This window comes from Bacteroides gallinaceum, from assembly GCF_030373775.1.
GTDB lineage: Bacteria > Bacteroidota > Bacteroidia > Bacteroidales > Bacteroidaceae > Phocaeicola > Phocaeicola excrementipullorum.
Map to the genome: position 1 here is coordinate 21,222 of NZ_JAUDEN010000017.1, position 21,593 is coordinate 42,814.

The window sequence follows — 21,593 nt, forward strand, 5'->3', positions numbered from 1 at the left end:
CTCTTCTTTTTCTCTTTAAAACAGCTTGTCCACATCAAGCGAAATGCCTGCTGTAAAGGTTGTGCCTGTTGTGGAGGGCGTGCTGCTGTAGTAATGGTCCGGACGGTAGTTGAACAGGTTGTCAATGTTGACGATGACATTGATGCCTTTATATACTTTCTGTGAAATGTTCAGCTTCCATATTGTATATGCAGGATAGGTGACAGCTTCCGTTGATTCGAACGAGTTTTCGGAAATATACTCGTCGGTTGTGACTTCTGACAGGAAACGCCCGTTCAGCGCGATGTTGAATCCGTAGCTTTTCCAGTCTTTGCCATACTCAAAGCGGGTTGTCAGCGAATGCGGACGTGTGCTTGACGTGTAAGGCTGTCCGTATTTCACGTGCTCGTGGGTGAAGGCGTACGAAACCCGCATGCCGAATCCGCACGGGTATTTTGCCGCTGCGGTTGCATCTAGTCCGGAGATGTTCATCTTTCTCATGTTGGTATATACCATGCCGTTCAAAGCCTGGTTCCAGGCTGTGTTGATCCGGTTGTCTACAATATTGAAGTATCCTGTAAGGGTTACGTTGTAACGGCTTCTCATGTATTCGGCAGACAGTGAGAAGTTCTGGCTGCGTTCCGGTTTCAGGTCCGGGTTGCCGTAAATCATGAAAATGTTGGCCATGTTGAAGTCCATATACATTTCTTTCAGGGTAGGGGCGCGGAATCCTCCCGCATAAGAGGCGCGCAGCGAACAGCTTCCCAGTTTGTACATGAAATTTACTTTCGGCGAGATGTTCTGTGCCTTTGCTTCTGAGAAGTAGTCATAGCGTATGCTGGCCAGAATATTGAAATTCTTGACCGGCGCCCAGTCATACTGTGCGAAAGCGTCGGCCGTATATTGCTTGTAGTTTCCGTTGTCTGTAAACTGGTAGCTCATCAGGTAGTCCCGCATGAAGTCGCCTCCAACAGTCAGTGTGTTGTTCTTGTTGAACGAGCGGGTGTACAGGGCGCGGACTGTGTGCTGCACATTGGTATAATCCCGTATGTCCAGATTCTGTCCGGCATCGAAATCGCTTTTGTCGTATTGGTCGAAACTGTAGGAAAGTTCCAGGTTGTTATTCTTTCCGAACGAGTAGTCCCCTCGCAGCCCTCCGGAGAAATCCCGGTAGCGGTCTTTGCTTGATGCGCTTTTGTCACGCTCGCGGAAGAAATATCCAAGCCTTCCGGTCAGTTTCAGATTCTCAAGCGGCGTGTACACAAGCCGTTCCTTGAAGTTCCATGTGCGGTTCCCGTATACTTTGCTGAAAGCATTTTCTTCTCCGTCTTTGCCCACGGAACCCACTTCAATCGGATCGGTCGACGTGTGCTGCACGTTGATGCTGTTTTTTAAACCTCCTGCCTTGAATGTGAATGTTCCGCCGTAGCGCTGGTCATTGTGCGAACCGTATCTTCCGTTTAGATTCAGTGTCCATGGCTCAGACGACTCTTTGCTGATGATATTGACCACACCGCCTATCGCATTGGAGCCATAGAGTGAAGAGGCTGCGCCTTTCACTATCTCTATGCGCTCCACATTGTCCAGGTTCAGCCGGCTGTAGTCGATGTTGTCCAGTGTTTCTCCGGCAAGCCGTTCGCCGTCCACCAGAAACAGCACTGCGTTGCCTCCGAATCCCTGCATGTTGAGCGAAACCTGCTGGTCCATCGAGTAGGAAAATTCAATGCCGGGAAGTTCCGCCTGAAGCAGTTCTCCGATGTTGGTCGCATCCACTTTCTGGATGTCGTCGGCGGTAATGACTCGTGTGACGATGGGAACATCTTTCAGCAGTTTCGGCGTTCGCGTTCCTGTTACTACCACCGTTTCCATGCCGATGGCATCTTCTTCCATCTTGAAGTCGTGCTGTTTTTGCTGAGGCTTTATCCTGCAGCTTTGAGTTATGTATCCGATGTAAGAAGCCTGCAGGGTGTATTCGCCGTTGTCGGGCAGCCGGAGGCGATAGCATCCTTGCGCGTCGGTAGTCATGCCGACGCTTCTTTTTTCTTTTACAAATACGGCAGCTCCCGCCAGCGGTTCGTTGTTTGTGTCGACCACCTTTCCTGCAATGAAGCGTTGCGCAGAGGCTGGCAAGACAGACAGGCAGCATCCGGCGGCTACACAAAGCGCGGTCAGTATTTTTCGCATAGTCATTTTTTGTTTGGTTTTATTGGAATGCCTTTTCAAGCGGGTATAGATATTCAAATGTCATGTGTCCTTTCACATTTTTTTCGTTCATATAGTTCAGCAGGTGGATGGCCGCATGCGTATTGTCTTGCAGGCGGAGGATATAGATCTTGTTTGACATCGTATAAATGGGAGGCATTGTGCTTGTGTCTACATTCAGCCATCTGCTCAGCACTTCGTTGTATGAAGATTTCGCGTAGATGATGTTTCCGTTCATCATGTCCGACATGTCTATGGCGATCCGGTCGGTTGTTTCGATGTCTTCCGAATATTCTCCCGCAGGGATGCTTCCGGAATCGAGCAGTTCGTCCATGCTAGCATAAGACGTTTCCAGCACGGCACCTCCGTTGGTCTTTACGTCATACCGGTGGATGGCGATATCCCACTCGGCAGGGAGGCTTCCCTCTTGGTCCCACGGCTCTTCATCGCCTTCCTGGTTGAGGATGCGGACGGCTGTCGTTTTCTGTGTCTTCAGGCTGATATAGTTCCATCTGGTATAATCCGTGCCGTCTACGGTAATTGACTCGCAGTTCTCGGCCGTAACGATCTGGTAAGTATCGTATATGCCGTCAAATATGCCGTCGCAGGCCGGGAGCGGCAAGAGTGTCGCTCCCAGCAAGACGGCAGCATGAAACCGAATTCTTTTCATCTGCTTTATGGTCTGTGGTTGGTTTATTCGGCTGCTTCTGTCGTTTCCGGCGTGAAAGTGAAGGTGATGGCAAACGGCATGGCTCCCGGCTGGATTCCCATTGTCATGTTCAGCTTTTTATCGCTGACTGTTCCGGTAAGGTTGCTCCCTTTCAGATTTGTGCTGCCTGCAAGCGTTTCGAAGCTTTCCAGCGACAAGGTGCAGGTGCCATCTTCCGATTTGCTTACGGCCACTCCGGTTATGTCAAAACTTCCCATTGACATTGCTCCTTCGCCCATGGCCGGCACGGATATGGTGACTGTTCCGTCTTCCGCTTCGGTCAGATTCAGTGTCATTTCGCTTGTGCCTTGCGAGCTTCCCATGACAGACATGTCCATGATACCTTTGTATTCGCCCGCTATTTCGCTTGCCGGTGAAGCGGTTTCGGGTGTCGGTTCAGCCTGTGTGTCGAATGTGAAGGTGATGGCGAATGGCATGGATCCCGGCTTGACGTCCATTGTGATGCGTACTTCTCCGTTGCTGACTGTTCCGGCAAGGTTGCTTCCTTCGAGATTTATGCTGCCGGAAGTGGCAGAGAAGCTTTCCTTGCTCAGCGTATACGTTCCGCTTTCGGAAGCTGCTACAGACACTCCGGTCACATCAAACGCTTCCAGCTGCATTGAACCTCCGTTTCCCATTGCCGGAAATGATAGTGTCACGGTTCCGTTTGCTTCCGCAGTGATTTTTACGCTTGTTTCCGATTCACTGGCAACGGTTCCTGATACAGCCATTGACATCAGTCCGCTGTAGCTTCCTTCTACGGCTTTTGCCGTTTCCTGTTCCGGTGTTGTCGTGTCGTCATTACCGCATGCCACCGCAAATAATGCGATAGCAGCCATTGCAAAAAAGTTTTTTAAGTTCATGGTTCTGATTGATTTTTTTATTTGTCGGTGCAAAGTTAGATCCGGTAAAAAAATCAATCAATACCTAATTTTTATGAAAAAAGAGGGGTGAAATAGCGCACGGTTTCCGATGCGTGCGGAGTGTGACTGATTATTTTTAGGTATTCGGCGGATGCCTGGAAAGCTCCTGAAAGAGCGGATTCCTTTTTTGATACCTATATTTTGTTAGTTTGGAGTGAGTATCCAGCCTGGACCGTCGGGCTGGATGCCGCTCTTCTCGGAGCGTAAGAATGGAGTGACCGAAGTCACTCCATCGGTTTGTAGTCTTTGGCAAGTCCTCCTTCGCTGGTTTCCTTATACAGCGACGGAAGATCATGTCCGGTTTCTTTCATTACTTCAACGACACGGTCGAATGATACGCGGTGGTGTCCGTCAGTGAAGGCCGAATAGGTGTTGGCGTCAAGGGCACGTGCCGCTGCATATGCGTTCCGTTCGATGCAGGGTATTTGTACCAGCCCGCATACAGGGTCGCATGTCATGCCCAGATGATGCTCCAGCCCCATCTCGGCCGCATATTCGATCTGTGCGGGACTTCCTCCGAAAAGCTGGCTTGCCGCTGCCGCCGCCATGGAACATGCCACTCCCACTTCGGCCTGGCATCCGGCTTCGGCTCCCGAGATGGACGCGTTGTGTTTCACGATGTTTCCTACCAGTCCGGCGGTGGCAAGAGCGCGCAGGATGCGTGCGTCGCTGAATTCGCGTGTCTTTTGCAGGTGATACAGCACGGCAGGAACCACTCCGCACGCTCCGCATGTAGGAGCCGTTACTATTTTTCCGCCCGAAGCATTCTCTTCACTTACGGCAAGCGCATAAGCGAACACCATGCCCCTCGACCGCAAAGAGTCTTTGTATCCTTTCGATCTTATATAATAGGAAGAAGCTTTCCGGCGGAGATTCAGCGGTCCGGGCAGCACTCCTTCTGCGTCCAGCCCCCGGTGTATCGCTTCCTGCATTGTTTTCCACACCTCGGCCAGATAATCCCAGATTTCTTTTCCCTCGCATTGCTCTACATATTCCCAATAGCCCCGTCCCGTATGTTCGCACCAATACAGAATCTGGCTCATGGTACTCATGTTGTACAGGTCGGGAGTGGATGTGTTGTCGTGTCCCTCTTCGGCGAGTGCCCCGCCTCCTACACTGAACACAGTCCATTCGTCCGTTTTCTTCCTGTCAGCGTCGAATGACTTGAAAGTCATTCCGTTGGGATGGAATGGAAAGAATACATGGGGTTTCCAGACAATTTCGACTGGAGCGTGCGGCTGCAGTACATCCAGAATGGCGACATCGGTCATGTGTCCTTTCCCGGTAGCGGCAAGGCTGCCGTACAAGGTCACTTCAAACGATGCGGCTTCAGGATGTTTGGCCAAAAAAATCTCTGCGGCCTTCCGCGGCCCCATGGTATGGCTGCTGGAAGGTCCTGTTCCGATACGGTACAATTCTCTGATTGATTTCATTTGCGCTTTATTTATGTTCTGCAAAAATATGAAATATATGCCAGTTGTTTCATTTTTTAGATGTTTTTGTGCCGGTCGGATTTTCAGTTTGCGCTGATCTCTTGTTCTAGTCAGTTTTTTCTGTCATCTTTAGTTTTTGGCTGGCTATGTCGAATTTGATTTTCAGTTCGGTCTTTTCTTCGATCAGTTTTTCTATCTTTTCGTCCTTTTCACGCAAATACTGTATAAGTTCAAACAAGTCCGGTGAACTTGTGGTTCTGCCGGATTTTCTCATTTCTCCGTTTCCGGTCAGAAGCCATTCGGCGTTTATCCAATCAAATGTTTGAATGATCTTGACTAAGAGGTCAAAACTTGGCTTGTTCCTTTTCTGTATTACAATTCCTCTAATCGTTTGATCAACAACACCTAATTTCTTAGCGAATCCTGAAACTGTAAGTCCTTCACTCGTAATTAATTCTTGTAGTCTTTCAATTATGTCCATAAAATCTCCTAGAAAAAATCAATCAAATATTTTGTTGTTTAAAATAAATGTTTGATATTTGCACTGTGTTTCATTTTCTATGTAGCTAAATTATAAAAAAATGGTAAGAAGTGGAGTTTGTAGTCTTTGTTTTTTTATACTTATTTGTTTTGGCACGGATTTATGCAGTGGGGAATCGGGGAATGTTGCAGTCCGTGCAATCTCAGGGTTTGATCATTTTTTGATTAATGTATAATTGTTTAATTGCTTTATTTTATGAAAAAAAGATTTATTAGTGCGATGCTCTTCGGAGCATTGGTGCTTGCAGCGGGTACGTCTGTGACAAGCTGCAGTGACTATGATGACGAAATCCAGAATCTGCAGACGCAGATCGACCAGATTACATCGTCAAATCCTGTGACAGCCGATGACATCAAGGCTGCTGTAGATGCGGCAAAGGGGGACTTGCAGAAGCAGTTGGATGAGTTGGAGCAACAGCTTGCCGGCAGTGGCGACGATTCGGGACTGGCAGCCAAGGTGCAGGAACTGGAACGTAAGATCGCTGAACTGGACGGCATAAAGAACCGTCTTGATGAGCTGGAACTGGCTGAAAAAGAGTATGCCGAAACGGGTTCGCTGGCTGCATATCAGGCGAAAGAAGGCTTGAACGCTTTTATTAACGAAAAAATTACGGATGCGCTTGACGGAAACGGCGGGGCCATCGCTGCCTACATTGAAGAAGCTGTAAAGACAGGAGCTTTGATAGACCTGAACAGGCTGAACGCCGAACTGGCTGCAATCGTGGGTCCTGCGGGTTCGCTGACCTTGTTGCAGGCTGACTTTGAAAAGTACATTACGGGAAACGGCGACGAGGCTTTGCTGAAAAGAGTATCCGGACTGGAATCCTATGCGGCCTATATCGAGAAGTTCATTGAGAACGGAAACGGGCAGTATGAAACATTTGCTGATGTGCTGGACCAGATTGAGGAAACAAGAACCTTGGCGGCATCTTTGTTTGTGCCGGGAGGCGAAGCGTACAATGCTGTCCAGGCAATCGTTGCCGGGGAAATAGGAGCGGTAGACAGCCGGATTAAAACCATTGAGAGCGACATTGAAAAGCTGGGGATTGATGTGGAGGCTATCAAGGGCATGATTCAGAGCATTGTGTATGTGCCGGCCTATGCAGATGGGAAGGTTCAGTTCACAACGCTCTATGCGGAACCTGCCAGCGGCAGTGATTGGGATCTGATATCAAGCAGTCAGGAAGTGGAGGTGAAGTTCCGCATTTCTCCGGCCTCTGCCGTTCAGAATTTCGTTAAGAACTATGAGGTGGAAATACAGAGCCTGGAGGTAGAATCGCGTGCTGATGAGCCTCTGGCGGTTAAAGAAGGAAGTGTGGTTGTGGCGGATGCGGACTTGGGTATCGTGGCAATGAAGCTGAGCGCCGACAACTTGACGGGCAACCGTGCTGCCTGTCTGCATGTGACCGGCAAGCGTCAGGAAGGTGCTTCTGATTTTGTGAGCGATGTCACTTCGGATTACTTTGATGTGGTGGCGGTTGAAAAATACATGAAGAACGTGAAGTATGAAACAGCCGAAACGGAAAGAGAACTGGTTTACAACGCCGGAGAGGGTGAAGAGCATGCTTCGTTGGATTTCCTGGCCGGAGGGCATTATGAACTTTATGTGTCAGACTCGAAAACCGGAACTTTTGGATGGGAGAAGGCCAGTGACGAATTGGGCATTGACATGGATTTGTTCCATCTTACGTTTAAGGTTTCCGGCGACATCAATTATTTCAGTCTGGATGCTGCGGCCGGTGTACTGAAGGTAGCCAATGTGGGTCAGACAAGCTCCGTGAACAAGTCTGTGACGATGGGCTATGAAATTGCGGTAGACAATGCTTCCGGCTCTCCTTATTCCGGCACATATGACGATAAGGTTACGATTGTCCGCAGGGTAGGTGCTGCAAATATCGGCAATTTTGATTTTGAATGGAATAATGTGGGCGGTTTTGAAAATTCTTACGCTTTGTCTGCTGATGAGATGGATGCCGTTTACAATGCTGCGGGATTGACCAAAGAAGAGTTCAACAGACTGGCGCACAATGCCAGCGTTTTCGATTTCGCGGACGGTGACGCGTATTTTGCTTTCGTTGGCGGTGCTGACAATGACTTGAAATTGATCGTGAAACAGGGTACGAACGGCGGAAAGGCTGTTGCCCGCATCAAAGTGACCGAAACGCTTTCCATCACAATCGAAGCCGTGGCAAACGTTGCTTATCCGGAGGTTGACAAGCTTGCGAAGAAGGCTGAAATGTGGGACGGTGATGTGGTTTATCTTCCGGTAGCTGTAGACGCAGCGCAGGCATCACAGGTAAACATCGGCTTTGATGACATCACGAGGATATTCAGCAACTATTCAGACGTAGAAGCTGCTGTTGTAGCAAAGGCAGGCGGTACGATTGAGTTCAAGCCCGAAGTTGGCGAAATGAGAGGAAACAAATACATTGTTGATGTCAACGATTACCTTGGCAGCGGTGAGAATCTGGCGGAAAAGCTGAAGATGGACGTAGTGGTGAAGTTTGGCGACGATCATGTGGTGGAAACAATCCCGGTTGTATTCAAGTTTATCGATGACATAAACTTGTCTGGTACATGGGCTGTTCCTGTCGCAGGAGAGATTGTCATTGAAGACAGATATCAGTCTGCATCCCTGACTTCCGGCACAACCGGCGGAGAAAAATGGGCTTTCTCATGGACAGACTATAGAGGCAGCGAGATGTGGCCTGCAATAGACAAGAATGCATTTGGCTCTTCTCTTGCCGGACGCGATGCTTTGCACCTTTATGGCCTGGATGTAGAAATGGTTCCTGTAGGCGAAAATGCCGGCAAATTTATTGTCGACCAGAATGCAGGTACTATCAAGCTGACCGACGATCAGGCCAGTCTGGAGTCGGTGGCAGGCGATATTACCGTTCAGGTGAAGGTTACGGCTACTTCTATATGGGGCACTGTTCCGAACAATGTGGTTACGCTCAATGTGCGGGTTAAGCAATGGGCCGACTGATGCCGGGAAGTGCAAGATGTAATTTCTGATACTTAGGCTTTTGTGAAGAGGGTGTGTCAAAAAGCACACCTTCTTTTTTACGCACAAAGCCCCGACTTTCACAAGCTGGGGCTTTGTTATTACCTAAAGATTTTGTATCTTTAGGCATAATAATTTCCACTATGGCAAAGATACATTTTCGTCCTTACAATTCCAACCAGACAGTGCTTTTTCCTCAAAGAATAGATGAGGATATTGCAGAAAACGATCCGGTGCGTATGGTTAACGCTCTGGTTGAAAGCCTGAACCTTGAAAGTTTCAGGAAGTTATACAAGGAATGCGGGCGCAGCCCTTACCATCCAAGGATGATGCTCAAGGTCATTCTGTATGCCTGCATGAACAACGTCTACTCCTGCCGGAAGATAGAAAGCCTCCTTCACCGTGACATCCATTATATTTGGCTGGCCGGATACGAGAAACCGGACTTCATTACCATCAACCGTTTCCGCAACCGGGTGAAGAAGGAAATCAACGAAGTGTTCACCCAGGTCGTACTTCTGCTCTCTTCCAGGGGCTTCATCAGCCTGAACGTGGAATACATCGACGGGACAAAGATTGAATCCAAGGCCAACAGGTACACGTTCGTCTGGAGAAAAACGGTTGAGCGGAACCGTGAACGCCTGATGAAGAAGATCCACGTCCTGTTGGAACAGATAGACGATGCCATCGCCCGGGAGAACTCATCGGAAAGCGATGAGGAAATAGCGTTCACTCCGGCCATGCTGACCGAAATGGCGGGAGAATTGCGCAGTGCGCTTGAGCAGGTTCCCGAACCTTCCACCAAAGAGGAAAAGGCTGCGCTGAAAAAGACACGCAGGCAGCTGAAAGAACTGGAAGGCCACAGGGACAAGCTGCAGGAATACGACAATCATCTGAAGACCCTGCAAGAGCGGAACTCCTATTCAAAGACCGACAAGGACGCCACTTTTATGAGGATGAAGGAGGATGCCATGCGCAACGGTCAGACGAAGCCCGGCTACAACCTTCAGATCGGTACCGAGAACCAGTTCATTACCGATTTTGCACTCTTCCCCAATCCTACGGATACACTGGCCATGATACCTTTCCTGCAGTCCTTCTCAAACAGATATGGCAGACCAGCCCGTACGGTGGTCGCTGATTCAGGGTACGGCTCTGAGGAGAATTACCGCTTCATGGAAGAGAACAGCATGGAAGCCTACGTCAAATACAGCCGCTTTCACATGGAACAGCGGCCAAGATTCAATCCGGACCCGTTCAAGTCAGAAAACTTCTACTACAATGAAGAGCATGACTTCTGCATCTGCCCCATGGGACAAAAGATGCGGAGGATAGGGACCAAACGCGTGAAAACCGCATCCGGATATGTCAGCGAGAATGCCAGGTACAGGGCCGTCAGATGTGAGGGTTGCCCGCTAAGATGCCGATGCTTTAAAGCAAAGGGGAACAGGACGATTGAACTGAATCACAGGCTCAGGAGATACCGGCAAAAAGCCAAAGGGCTGCTCTGCTCCGGGGAAGGTCTGAAACACAGGGGACAGAGATGTATAGAACCGGAAGCTGTGTTCGGACAAATGAAAAACAATATGAACTACAAGCGTTTCCGCCATTTTGGGATGGACAAGGTCTTCATGGACTTTTCCTTCTTTGCCATTGCCTTCAATATAAAAAAGATGTGTGCAAGGATGGAAAAAGAATGTATTGGCCGGCTGACTGAACTGCTTTATGGGCTTGCCGCCGCCATATTCAGATGTTGGGGACACATAAATCAGAGATATCCCCAAAATATCGCAGCTTAAAGTACATGAACTGATTTTTAGGGCTAACAAAAAAAGAAGGTGCATCGTGCATTACGACACACCCTCTTTTTTGCAAGATGTTCGGGACGGGAACGGAAGGCGTGGAGGTGAGTTCCGCATGCTGCGTGACCTGCCGGCGAAGATGCCCCGCTGGACTTGTCTCTTCACTTTAGCAGGGCTGACGCATTAAAAAGAATATTGATTATTAAATACTTATTATTCAGCATATACTGATTTTATAGGTAAAAAACAGCCTTTTTATCAGGCTTTAGTATATCTCTAAATATCAGATACTCTGAATATCAATGATTTTAGTAATGCGTCAGCCCGTCACTTTAGTGATACGATCGCCTCACTCCAGTGATACGTTCTCTTCACTCCAGCGATTCGATCGTATCACCTGGAGTGAAGGGGTAAAGATGACGGCATGAAATCCGGACGGGTGCAGGGCTTTGTGCCGGATGTGAAAGATTTGCCCGCAATGTGCATCCTGGCAGGCCGTGCGTCTTATTTCAAGTCGACCACTGTGATTCCGGCCCCTCCGAACTGCACATGCTCGTCCTGGAAATGGGCGACTCCCGGCACCGTGGCAAGGTATTGCCGGATGAGTGTGCGCAGGATGCCGGTTCCCGTTCCGTGAAGGATGCGGACGCGGCTGATGCCCACCTGAACGGCGTCGTCGATGAAGTAAGTGACCGCCTGGATGGCTTCATCCCCCCTCATGCCCCTCACGTCAATGTCCTGCTTGAAATTCAGTTTCTTCTTGTGCATCAGTTCCTGCGTTTCGCTGCTCACGAAGGTCGACTTTACCGGGGCGGCCGGTTTGGGGGCTTCGGCGCGCTCCAGACGCTCTGTCTTGACATTCGTCTTCATCAGTCCGAACATGACTACCGTATTTCTCGGATTTGTTTCGAGCACCTGTCCTACGCTGGTCTGTCCCTTGATCCGCACGTAATCGTCTGCCATTATAGGCCTTGCTTTAGGCGTTTCCCGGGCTGCATCTTCGGCCTTCTGCTGTTCTTTCCGGTTTTTTTTCCGCTCCTGCTTCTGGCGCAACTGCTCCATCTTGCGTGCGATTTTTTCTTCTGCGGCTGCTTTTTCCGCCTCTTCCACCTGGCGCTTGAAGTCTTCCAGTTCCTGGCGTGCCTGCCGGGTTTTCTCTTTTTCCGCCTGCGATTCCTTGATGGTTCGGATTGTGTTCTCGATTTTTGCGTTTGACTCTTTCAGCAAGTGTTCGGCATCTTCTTTCGCCTTTTTCAGAATCTCTTTCCGGCTCCGCTCCAGTTCTTCGATTTCGCGCTGGTATTTTTCGATGACTGCGTCCATCTGCTTTTCCCTCTGGTGGATTTTCTGGCGTTTGGTTTCCCAGTACCGTTTGTCGCGCACGATGTCCTGCAGGTATTTGTCGCTCTGTATGTATTCGCTTCCTACGATTTCTGAGGCGTCGGCTATCACCTCTTCGGGCAAGCCGATCTTCCGTGCAATCTCTACGGCAAACGAACTTCCCGGGTTTCCTATCTGCAGCTGGAACAGCGGGCGCATTTCGTGCCGGTCATAAAGCATCGCTCCGTTTACCACCCCTTCGTGGTCTTCCGCAAAGTGCTTCAGGTTCTGATAGTGCGTGGTGATGACCCCGAAGGTACCTTTGTTGTTCAGCCGTTTCAAGACGGCTTCGGCGATGGCGCCTCCGATTTGCGGTTCCGTTCCTCCGCCAAACTCGTCGATCAGGATAAGGCTCCGGTGGTTGCAGTATTTCAGCATCATCTTCATGTTGGTCAGATGCGAAGAGTAGGTGCTCAAGTCGTCTTCAATGCTCTGTTCGTCGCCGATATCGATGAAGATATGGCTGAATATGCCGGCATGGCTGCTTTCGCTCATCGAAACAAGCATTCCGCACTGCAGCATATACTGAAGCAGTCCGACGGTTTTAAGGCAGACGGACTTTCCGCCGGCATTCGGTCCGGATATGAGCAGGATGCGGCGTGCTGCATCCAGTTCGATGTCTAGCGGCACTACCTTTTTCCCGTGTTTCTCAAGCGACATTCTCAATAATGGGTGAACGGCTTCGCTCCAGTCAATGACCTGTGCGTCCTCAAACGCTGGCTTTATCCCTTTCATTTCGATGCCGGACAAAGCTTTGGCGCGGATGAAGTCTATTTCAGCCAGAAAGTCGTAAGATTGCAGGATTGCCGGTATCTGGGGGCGGATTGCTGCGGAGAACTCGGTGAGTATGCGGATGATTTCCCGTCTTTCCTCTCCCTCCAGTTCGCGGATGCGGTTGTTTGCCTCCACCACTTCCGCCGGTTCTATGAATACGGTCTTTCCGGTGGCCGATTCATCGTGGACTATACCCCTTATTTTCCGTTTCATGCCCGGAGCGACGGGGATGACAAGCCGCCCGTCGCGTACGGTCGGAGTGATATCCTTGTCGACATATCCTTCAGACTGAGCGTTCCGGAGGATTGAATTCAAGCTCCGTGATATGCTGCTTGCCGTGGCAGACAGCTCTCTCCGGATGCGCAGCAGTTCTGCCGAGGCATTGTCCTTGATTTTTCCGAATTTGTCGAGAATGCCGTTGATGCGTGCTATGATCTGTGGAAACACGATGATGTCGCCTGCCAGCTCACGCAGTGCGGGATAGGGGGATTTGGTGTTTTCCGTTCCGTTGCCGTCCGGATCCTCGTCTTCTTCGGTTTGCTGGAGAAAGCGCACGATGTCGCGTATTGTTTCAAGCGAGCGCTTCAAGTCGAACACCTCCTGTTCGTCCAGGTACAGTCCTTCCACACGTATGCGTTTGAGCGGCGTGCGCACGTCAAAGAAATACTGGTCGGGAAAACTGTTTTCCTCCTGGATGATCCGTACAAACTCCGTTGTCTGCGCCAGTCGGGTGCTGATTTCCTCAAAATTGTCAGAGAAAGCCATTTCATCCACTCGTTCTTCGCCCAATGTGCTAAGACATTTTGCTTTCAGCAGGTCGCGGATCTGGTTGAATCCTATTTTCTGTTCAAAGTTCTGCGGGTATATCATGAATAAACATTTGTTCTTTTGATTTCTGCTGCAAAGTTACGACAATGAGAAAAAAGAATCAAAAAAAGCGGTCAGATATTTGCATATTCAAAAAATATGCGTACCTTTGCATCGCTTTTGAAAGGAAGCACTCCTGAAAAGAGTTTTGGAGAGGTGGCAGAGTGGTCGATTGCGGCGGTCTTGAAAACCGTTGTACCGCGAGGTACCCGGGGTTCGAATCCCTGTCTCTCCGCAATAAAGGGTGTAAATCAAGCATTTGCAAGATTTACACCCTTTTTTACACCCAAAAGTCAACTACGGGGTGTAGTCTATATGCATTATTTTTGGTAATCCTATTCATTTCCTTCTTAACTTTATTATATTTCATTTTTAGTTTCTGTAATTAGAACTACCCTACAGGGTAGTGGAAAAGTCTCGCGAAGTATGGAACTTTGCAGCAGAAAACTAAATACTATCATACAATGAAATTAATTAAAGTATTCTTATTAGGACTTATTGGTATCATACTACCTATCAGTTTGTCCGCACAGACCGTAAGCGGAAAACTTATTGACGAGAACAGCCAGCCTTTGCCTTACGCCAATGTGGTACTACTGTCCTTGCCGGATTCGGCATTTGTTAGTGGAACTATCAGCGGTGAGGATGGAGCATTCACACTGGAGGCAACATCGGTAAACCAGATAGTGAAAATATTATCCATCGGATATAAGCCCGTGTGTAAGCCAGTATCTCCAGCCAATATCGGTATCGTACAGCTCGTACCGGATGCACAACAATTGGGGGAAGTTGTTGTAAAAGCAGACTTACCTAAAACACGCGTAAAAGGTAATGCAATGGTTACAACTGTTGCAGGAAGTGTGCTTGAAAAAGCCGGAACAGGAAATGATCTGCTCAACAAAATACCGGGGTTGTCTGCCGAAGACGGCTCAGTGAATGTATTCGGAAGCGGAGTAGCTGAAATCTACATCAACGGAAGAAAAATGAGAAACAGTTCGGAGCTTGACCAACTGTCGTCCGACGATATAAAAAGCGTAGAAGTCCTTCGTAATCCAGGTGCCAAATACGATGCTTCAGTAAAAGCTGTTGTACGAATCATAACTAAGAAAACACAAGGAGAAGGATTCGGTTTCAACAATCGTGCATACGTGGGATACCAGTATGACCTTGCTTTGCTCGACCAGTTTAACTTTAATTACCGCAAGGGAGGTTTTGATCTCGGAGGAATGTTATTCGGCAGAGACAACAAGTTTGAAGAGAACAAGATACTGACACAGAAAACATACCTTGATAAAGTATGGACACAAAATTCGGATATGAAAAGTCCGTTTCACACTCAGAATATTGCTGCCATGCTTTCATTGAATTATCAGTTCAACGAAAATCATGTGATGGGTGTAAGGTATGATTTTAGCAGAAATCCTCAGATTGAGATGTGTTTGGATATGAACTCTTCCATTCATGTGGATAATCTATTAGAGGAAGAAAGTAAAAGTAACACCCATTCAATAACCACAAACAACAGGCATACCGTAAATGCTTATTATAATGGCAATTTCAATGATTGGAATGTGGATTTGAATATGGATGGAATGTGGTCGGATAGTAATAATCCTATCGTAGCTGAAGAATACGTCAAGCAATCGGACAATACGGAAGTAAACAGCACTATCCATACACTGGGTAAGAACAGAAATGAACTTTATGCTGCCAAACTTGTAATGGAGCACCCGTTATGGGAGGGTAGCTTCTCCATAGGCAGTGAATATACCTACAGCAGCCGTACCAACCAATACGCAAACGATGAGAATATTATACCTGACAACGACAACAAAATCAGGGAAAGTGCTGTATCCGCATTTGCTATGTACGCACGCAGTTTCGGCCAGTTGCAAGCTCAGGCAGGTGTGAGATATGAGCATCTGAATTCCGATTATTATGAGTTCGGGAAAAGAATGGATGAGCAAAGCCGTAAGTATGACAATGTATTTCCTTCCATATCCCTGTCATATCCTATAGGTAAAACCCAACTGATGATAAGTTATTCAGGCAATATAGAACGACCAAGCTACTATAAGCTGTCAAGTGCAGTAACCTATGGCAATAAATATACATACGAGAGTGGAAATCCGCTTCTGCGTTCTTCAATACTGAATACCCTGTCACTTAATGCATCATGGAAATGGCTTTATTTCAATATGAATTACAGTTGCATCAAGGATATGCAGATACAGGTAAGCCAATCCTATTCGGATGCAGATCCTTCTATTTCTCTGTTCACGCATACCAATGTTCCTAAGGTGGACAAGCTGAATGCCACCTTGTCAGCATCGCCGACAATAGGTATATGGTCACCGCAGTTCACAGCCATGTACAGCCAGCAATGGTTTGTGATGGATACACCGGACGGTCCCAGAAACCTTAATAATCCTATCGGATTTTTCCAATGGAACAATACATTCAGTTTACCTAAGGATTTTCAGTTGAATATAGATTTGGAGACTTCCACACGAGGAGAAGACAGCAGCTACCGTATAATTGAACCCGGTAGTTCGGTCAACATTTCTTTATATAAAGGATTTTTGAACGGAAAACTGGCTGTTCAACTGCAAGCCAACGACATCTTCAATACTTCATCCTCAGACATACTGATGTACAGCGGTAATCGAATTACAATACTTCAGCCGGAATCACGCCGCAGTTTCGGTATGACGGTACGATACAAATTCAATACAGCCAAGAGCAAGTATAAAGGAACAGGAGCTGGAGACAGCCAGAAAAACCGTATGTAAATTATGACAGCATCAATATCTTATATAAATCTCTCATGGGCAGTTGTGGGCATCATCGATAAGGATGTCCACAACTGCCTTCAATCCATGAAGCGTTCCAACGAACCGATAGAAGTTACCATTGAAAGATATGTTGTCGGTTATCTGGCATTTTGGCATATTGCTTATATTGACAAAGAAAAGATGAACAGATGTGACGATGAGAAAATAATCGAACTTGGACGAAAAAAAATTGAGGAATACGCCATCTCACATCCACCTGTAGCTACTTTACCGAAGTTCTATATCGTCTTCCTAAATCAGTCTCAGATTGGCTGCGATACCCACGGCCTCAGTGATGTTTTCTGCGTGTAGTTTCTCAAATAGTTTCTTCTTGTGAAACTTGACGGTATTGGCATCAATAAAGAGAGTTTCTCCAATTTCCGTGTTCGACAGTCCTTTGACGGAGAGTTGGAGAATCTCTTTTTCACGGTCGGAAAGAATCAGTTCAGGCTGTTTTCTCCATCGTCTTCCCTCGAACGAGTAGAAATACCTGTCAGTACATGTATGGTCTGAAATAATTACATCTCCGATAGTTTTCTCCGGTGACAGTGAAACTGTACATAAAGCCAGCCATATATCACCCTTGTCACTCAGCAAGACAGGTGTCAGTTTGTGGTGGATAAGGTGCGAGTGCTTCTCTGAAGTGCGGATATGAAAGTTATACTCGATAGACAAGTCAAGTCTTTTTTCTACCGGCTGGTCATAGTAAAACCGGAATCCGGCTTCGTTGATTTCCATAAGACGGTTTATCTCGTCAGACGGAACGACATCAAAATAAAAGGCATAACCTTTCTGTTGCACATCTTCCGGTGAATGACCGCAGAGGAAAAGCGGGTTGGACGATACGTAAAGGAAGTTCTTGCGGTTATAGTCTATGATATACAAACTGTGATTTGTGTTGCGTGCCAGAGCGTTGGCCATGGCAATACATACATCGGTTTTTGAATAATCACTGTCTGGTATTTGTAGGTCTGTATTTATAGGCTGGAAGAAATTGTTTATAATATTCTGTTGCATAATTGATTTTCTGATTCCCTTCGCAAAATTATAAAAAGTACAGACTATAATAAAAATGGTCTGTACTTTTTCACTTATATTCTGAATCCTCTACTTTTTCTTGGCTCCTCTTCTGACTGTCGCAAACCTCGTCTTAACTTTTCCCATTGTTCCATGAACCATTCGCCTATTGGCTGCTTGTTTATTGTCAGTACCAATTTATTTTCATTAACCGAACTTTTCTCAATTCTGAAAATGTCGTTTTTGATGTCAAACTTACGTCTATGTTCTTCGGAATAAATTTTGCCACTACATTGTATGGCTTCTTTCTTTGTCAAGAGGCTTTCTATCATGTCTTTGGTGAAGCCGATGGCAGCGCACAATTTTTCCATTCTCAGCATCTCTTTAAGCATCGGAAACCACTTGAATGACTTTTCAAGCAAGGTGTTAAGCTGGGATATTTCCCTGTCTTTGACTTCAAGCTCTTGATTGTGTATTCCTTGAAGATTGCGTATATGTTTTCCGTGCTGTTCTTGCATTTGTTGTATCTTGGCTTTTAATTCATCAATGCCTTTATCACGCTCGGCAATTTCATGACGCAATTTTTCATTGACTTGTTCCAAATCTTTCAACTTTCCGCTGCCGAAAAGAGAACCGACACCGCTTGCTATGGCGGTGGCTGCATTGGTGGCTGTTTTCTTTAGCTTGTCAGTGCGTATTTCTGATTTCACCTGTTTCAGCTCCTGCTCAGCAAGATTTATCAGTTCTTCTTTGTGCCGTTTTGCAGCATCCATGCGTTGCAGTTCAGCTTTCTGTTTCTCAATGATGAAATCGTTCCGTTCCAAATGCTCCTTGCCTGTAACAGCTTTTGACTGTCCACGCTCCATCAGGAGAATGTCGGATGCCAAACTCTGCATTTCTGTCATATCCTCGTCATTGAGCTTTCGGCTCTTGCCTGTATCGTGGTTCATCCAGTCGAAAATGATATGGGCATGATAATTCGGCTTGAACCACTTTTCACCGACTTGGAAACTCTCCCTATCTCCGGATTCGGGTTGTCCACTAAGCCAGTGTCCCTCGTCCTTGTGCAGGAAGATTTGTAGCGGTGTGATACCCCAGCGTCTTTGGCACTCCTCACCAAACTTTCGTACATCTGCCAATGTGGTGTCCGGTCGGATGATCAATACTCCCTCACGGATTGGTGAGCATCCAGCTACTTTTATAATCTTCCCATTCTTTCCCTTGCGTTCACGCTCCTTTTCTTGCATCGCTCGTCCGGTCTTTTCTTTGACCATCCGTTTGATGTTTTCATAGTGCACCTGCAGATCAGGACTGCCAAAGTTCGGGTTTATCCACTGCTCGTTATCGGCAGTAAGTTCGGGCACGATGTAGATTTGAGATTTGCCGATATTGCGCATATACTCGGCAGTTCTCCGGTTATGAGCCCCGCTTGATGTAACTCTGCAGGGCTTGATATGTATGCTTGACTTTGTTGCCATATTCTTAAATTTTGATTCGGATTGTTGATAAAATATTCTGTTGTCTGCTCATTGCCGCACAGGGTTCTTAGGGGTGTAACCCATAAGCGGAGATTGCAAAGAGAGGGTCACTCTTTGCTCGGGGTTCTCAGGGGAGAAACGCCCTGAGTGGGTCATTAGGGCAAAGCCCTAATCCCCTCGGGAGAGCCCACAACTACGTAAGCGAAGCGTGTAGTTATAGTGGGCTATAACCGGAAGCCTTTCGGTTTCTTGGATAGTGGTCTGGAAATATCCGAAACGACATATAAGGCGGACAGCTGGGACAAGCCAAGACGTATAGTAATGGTAAGACAGGAAATTGAAAAACGTTCGCAAGCTGCCGGCAAACGGGTCAGGCAACTGGAACTTTTCGAGGACGGGAACGATTTTGGCAGATACCGTTACAGTTGCTTTGTCACCAATCTCGGACTGCCCGCCAGGATTGTGTACGATTCGTATCGCGGAAGAGCGGATTCCGAAAACAGAATCAAGGAATTAAAGCATGACTTCTCCATTGATGACTTTGCTACGAACAACTTCTGGGCGACTGAAGCATGTGGGGGCTTTATTGTCATGGCATATAACTTCATGTCGCTGTTCCGTCATGCACTTATCAACTCCGACAAAAAGAAGTTCCTCAAAACTATCCGATACGAGTTAATCTCAACGCCGGCTTATTTGGGCAAAACAAAGGACAAGCATATCCTCTATATGGCAAGGTCTTTAAAAACAAGGCAGTCTTTCCTGTCCATCTGGGAGAAATTAAAGGACTTCTCATTGCCATACAACACTGGGAAATCCTAATGACCGATTTGGGTTTAAGGAAGAAGTTTGATATGAAGATTTGAGAAGATGGGATGTAGTTCGTTGGAAAATGGCTGGTTGTGTCAATTATTGGTAAAAAATTGTTTTCGGCATGAAAAAAAGTGCTCCAATACTTGACTGATTGAGAAAAATGCAGCATATTTGCACCGCTTTAATAAAAGCATGGAACTGGAGAGATGCCGGAGTGGTCGATCGGGCCGCACTCGAAATGCGGTGAACGGGTAACTGTTCCCAGGGTTCGAATCCCTGTTTCTCCGCAACAAACGCTGAAAATCAGCAAATTGCAAAACAAACACCCAGTTTTACACCCAAGAATGTAAGGTCGGGTGTTTTTGTTTTATTTAAGATAATACAACCACTACATAATAAAAGAGTAGCGATATTAAAAGAATCCGATGAGAAAAGACTAATATTTATCTATCCATTCAGTTTGATTTTTCAGGACTTTACATCGTCCTGAAAGTATTTGTTATTGTATTCCAACGTCAGGAGTGGATTATAATACAAGTTTTTTGTGTGGATAGAATTTCGTTTTGCTTAATGTACGAAAGTACTTATCTATAAACGCATGAAATATTAGCACAATGAATCATTGGAAATCAACTTTGGCCGTGATAGGAATAGGCCAACTCATATCTATTTTAACAAGTACGATTGTTGGCTTCTCCATTATTTTTTGGATTAGCAACGAATTTAAATCCCCGACAGCTTTATCTCTGGCTATTTTAGCTGGATTTTTACCACAATTTGTATTAGGCTTGTTTGCCGGGGTCTATGTTGACAGATGGAATCGAAAGAAAACGATGTTTTATTCGGACTTGTTCATCGCGTTCTGTACCCTATGTCTTTTTATTGTGATAACCAAGGGTTATAAAGACCTTTCTTTTTTTTATCTATTGACTGCTTGTCGTTCAATAGGCAGTACGTTTCATGCACCTGCTTTACAGGCAAGCATCCCTCTACTGGTTCCCAAGCACCATCTTGTCAGGGTATCAGGTTTGTACCATTCCATTCAATCCTTCAGTGAGGTGATAGCTCCCGTTGTAGGGGCAAGCCTCGTTGTTTGGCTTCCCATACAGTATATTCTGCTCATAGATGTGATCGGAGCTGTTGCTGCTTGTCTGACCTTACTTTGTGTCCAGATTCCTTCTCTTCAAAAAACGAAAGTTCTTCCAGATTTCAAAAAAGAACTGACGGAATGTTGGCATACCTTGCGGCGTACAATGGGCATTTTGCCTTTATTCGTATGCTTTACGCTGGTGACTTTTGTCCTTATGCCTGTTTTTACGTTATTTCCTTTTATGACGCTTCTGCATTTCAACGGAAACATTTTGCAAATGGGAGTTGTGGAAATGGGTTGGGGCTCAGGGGCATTGTTGGGCGGTTTAGTACTTGCCTGTAAGGCTTTGAAAAGCAAGCAAACATTAGTGATGCATACGGCTTATGTGATATTGGGATTGTATCTGATTAGCGCCAGTTATTTACCATCAAGCGCATTTATAGGTTTTGTTTGCCTAACATTTACAGGAGGCATAGCCTATTCCATTTACCATGCGCTTTTCATCGCTATTATTCAGCAGAACTTGGCTTCGGACATGCTTGGACGGACTTTTTCTCTCATCTTTAGTTTGAGTACCTTTCCATCAATGCTGGGTATCGTAGCTTCAGGATATTGGGTGGAAGCATGGGGTATCACATCCGTCTTTATGATCAGCGGATGGGTTATCTTTCTGATTGGAGTGGGTGCAAATTTTATTTCTTCAATCAAGCAGTTGGATAATTACGCATAGTATTATTTATTAAAG

13 protein-coding genes, 2 tRNA genes and 1 pseudogene are annotated in these 21,593 nt (G+C 46.7%); 7 read left to right on the forward strand and 9 right to left on the reverse strand.

The genetic code is table 11. The annotated features are described in order from the left end of the window. Positions 1 to 15: 15 nt before the first annotated feature. The 5 genes from QUW60_RS10310 to QUW60_RS10330 all read right to left on the reverse strand — a co-directional run bounded on the left by QUW60_RS10310 (position 16) and on the right by QUW60_RS10330 (position 5,727). Entirely contained in the window at positions 16 to 2,163 is a 2,148-nt protein-coding gene (locus QUW60_RS10310; protein ID WP_289560280.1) for a TonB-dependent receptor, read from the reverse strand. A gap of 19 nt (positions 2,164 to 2,182) precedes the next feature. Further along, a complete protein-coding gene (locus QUW60_RS10315; protein ID WP_258337615.1) occupies positions 2,183 to 2,851 on the reverse strand; it encodes an HmuY family protein in 669 nt (222 codons plus the stop codon). A 23-nt stretch (positions 2,852 to 2,874) separates the two neighbouring features. Further along, complete coding sequence (locus tag QUW60_RS10320) at positions 2,875 to 3,729, reverse strand: calycin-like domain-containing protein (RefSeq protein WP_289560283.1); 855 nt, start codon at positions 3,727 to 3,729, stop codon at positions 2,875 to 2,877. 308 nt (positions 3,730 to 4,037) lie between these two features. Next, positions 4,038 to 5,246 carry an L-serine ammonia-lyase gene (locus QUW60_RS10325; RefSeq protein WP_258337617.1) on the reverse strand — a complete coding sequence of 403 codons (1,209 nt, stop codon included), beginning with the start codon at positions 5,244 to 5,246 and terminating at the stop codon, positions 4,038 to 4,040. A 106-nt stretch (positions 5,247 to 5,352) separates the two neighbouring features. Next, positions 5,353 to 5,727, reverse strand: coding sequence for a helix-turn-helix domain-containing protein (locus QUW60_RS10330; RefSeq protein ID WP_258337618.1), 375 nt, complete (start codon positions 5,725 to 5,727; stop codon positions 5,353 to 5,355). A gap of 255 nt (positions 5,728 to 5,982) precedes the next feature. Here QUW60_RS10330 and QUW60_RS10335 point away from each other — a divergent pair, with 255 nt between their 5' ends. Beyond that, the gene (locus tag QUW60_RS10335; RefSeq protein ID WP_289560286.1) at positions 5,983 to 8,775 is read left to right on the forward strand and encodes a hypothetical protein; all 2,793 of its coding nucleotides are present in this window, start codon (positions 5,983 to 5,985) and stop codon (positions 8,773 to 8,775) included. Here the strand turns inward: QUW60_RS10335 and QUW60_RS10340 are convergent. Further along, entirely contained in the window at positions 8,756 to 8,923 is a 168-nt protein-coding gene (locus tag QUW60_RS10340; protein WP_289560288.1) for a hypothetical protein, read from the reverse strand. The two genes, QUW60_RS10335 and QUW60_RS10340, sit on opposite strands and share 20 nt — an antisense overlap. A gap of 13 nt (positions 8,924 to 8,936) precedes the next feature. On the opposite strand from QUW60_RS10340, the gene QUW60_RS10345 reads away from it, so the two are divergent. Then, positions 8,937 to 10,592 carry an IS1182 family transposase gene (locus QUW60_RS10345; protein WP_289560290.1) on the forward strand — a complete coding sequence of 552 codons (1,656 nt, stop codon included), beginning with the start codon at positions 8,937 to 8,939 and terminating at the stop codon, positions 10,590 to 10,592. Between the two features lie 507 nt (positions 10,593 to 11,099). Here the strand turns inward: QUW60_RS10345 and QUW60_RS10350 are convergent. Next, positions 11,100 to 13,619: an endonuclease MutS2 gene (locus QUW60_RS10350; RefSeq protein ID WP_258339433.1), complete on the reverse strand. Its 2,520-nt coding sequence runs from the start codon at positions 13,617 to 13,619 to the stop codon at positions 11,100 to 11,102. 147 nt (positions 13,620 to 13,766) lie between these two features. Here QUW60_RS10350 and QUW60_RS10355 point away from each other — a divergent pair. Together QUW60_RS10355 and QUW60_RS10360 are read left to right on the forward strand one after the other, a co-directional pair. Beyond that, positions 13,767 to 13,851, forward strand: a tRNA-Ser gene (locus QUW60_RS10355). 229 nt (positions 13,852 to 14,080) lie between these two features. Next, on the forward strand, positions 14,081 to 16,408 hold the full coding sequence (locus tag QUW60_RS10360) for a TonB-dependent receptor domain-containing protein (RefSeq protein ID WP_289560292.1): 2,328 nt from the start codon (positions 14,081 to 14,083) through the stop codon (positions 16,406 to 16,408). Between the two features lie 294 nt (positions 16,409 to 16,702). Here the strand turns inward: QUW60_RS10360 and QUW60_RS10365 are convergent, their stop codons facing one another. Together QUW60_RS10365 and QUW60_RS10370 are read right to left on the reverse strand one after the other, a co-directional pair. Next, entirely contained in the window at positions 16,703 to 17,467 is a 765-nt protein-coding gene (locus QUW60_RS10365; protein ID WP_258338542.1) for a response regulator transcription factor, read from the reverse strand. A 74-nt stretch (positions 17,468 to 17,541) separates the two neighbouring features. Beyond that, a complete protein-coding gene (locus QUW60_RS10370; RefSeq protein WP_289560295.1) occupies positions 17,542 to 18,945 on the reverse strand; it encodes a coiled-coil domain-containing protein in 1,404 nt (467 codons plus the stop codon). A 258-nt stretch (positions 18,946 to 19,203) separates the two neighbouring features. On the opposite strand from QUW60_RS10370, the pseudogene QUW60_RS10375 reads away from it, so the two are divergent. The 3 genes and pseudogenes from QUW60_RS10375 to mef(En2) all read left to right on the forward strand — a co-directional run. After that, a pseudogene (locus QUW60_RS10375) lies at positions 19,204 to 19,767 on the forward strand (transposase); the annotation flags it as partial. Positions 19,768 to 19,958: 191 nt separating this feature from the next. Continuing rightward, positions 19,959 to 20,045, forward strand: a tRNA-Ser gene (locus QUW60_RS10380). 327 nt (positions 20,046 to 20,372) lie between these two features. Next, positions 20,373 to 21,578, forward strand: a complete 1,206-nt coding sequence (mef(En2), locus tag QUW60_RS10385; RefSeq protein ID WP_005786079.1) for a macrolide efflux MFS transporter Mef(En2) — start codon at positions 20,373 to 20,375, stop codon at positions 21,576 to 21,578. The last annotated feature ends 15 nt before the right edge of the window (positions 21,579 to 21,593 follow it).

Bases quoted from the DNA above. Each gene is read 5' to 3' on its own strand.
- QUW60_RS10310 (WP_289560280.1), bottom strand. From the start codon at position 2,163: ATGCGAAAAATACTGACCGCGCTTTGTGTAGCCGCCGGATGCTGCCTG.
- QUW60_RS10315 (WP_258337615.1), bottom strand. From the start codon at position 2,851: ATGAAAAGAATTCGGTTTCATGCTGCCGTCTTGCTGGGAGCGACACTC.
- QUW60_RS10320 (WP_289560283.1), bottom strand. From the start codon at position 3,729: ATGGCTGCTATCGCATTATTTGCGGTGGCATGCGGTAATGACGACACG.
- QUW60_RS10325 (WP_258337617.1), bottom strand. From the start codon at position 5,246: ATGAAATCAATCAGAGAATTGTACCGTATCGGAACAGGACCTTCCAGC.
- QUW60_RS10330 (WP_258337618.1), bottom strand. From the start codon at position 5,727: ATGGACATAATTGAAAGACTACAAGAATTAATTACGAGTGAAGGACTT.
- QUW60_RS10335 (WP_289560286.1), top strand. From the start codon at position 5,983: ATGAAAAAAAGATTTATTAGTGCGATGCTCTTCGGAGCATTGGTGCTT.
- QUW60_RS10340 (WP_289560288.1), bottom strand. From the start codon at position 8,923: ATGCCTAAAGATACAAAATCTTTAGGTAATAACAAAGCCCCAGCTTGT.
- QUW60_RS10345 (WP_289560290.1), top strand. From the start codon at position 8,937: ATGGCAAAGATACATTTTCGTCCTTACAATTCCAACCAGACAGTGCTT.
- QUW60_RS10350 (WP_258339433.1), bottom strand. From the start codon at position 13,619: ATGATATACCCGCAGAACTTTGAACAGAAAATAGGATTCAACCAGATC.
- QUW60_RS10360 (WP_289560292.1), top strand. From the start codon at position 14,081: ATGAAATTAATTAAAGTATTCTTATTAGGACTTATTGGTATCATACTA.
- QUW60_RS10365 (WP_258338542.1), bottom strand. From the start codon at position 17,467: ATGCAACAGAATATTATAAACAATTTCTTCCAGCCTATAAATACAGAC.
- QUW60_RS10370 (WP_289560295.1), bottom strand. From the start codon at position 18,945: ATGGCAACAAAGTCAAGCATACATATCAAGCCCTGCAGAGTTACATCA.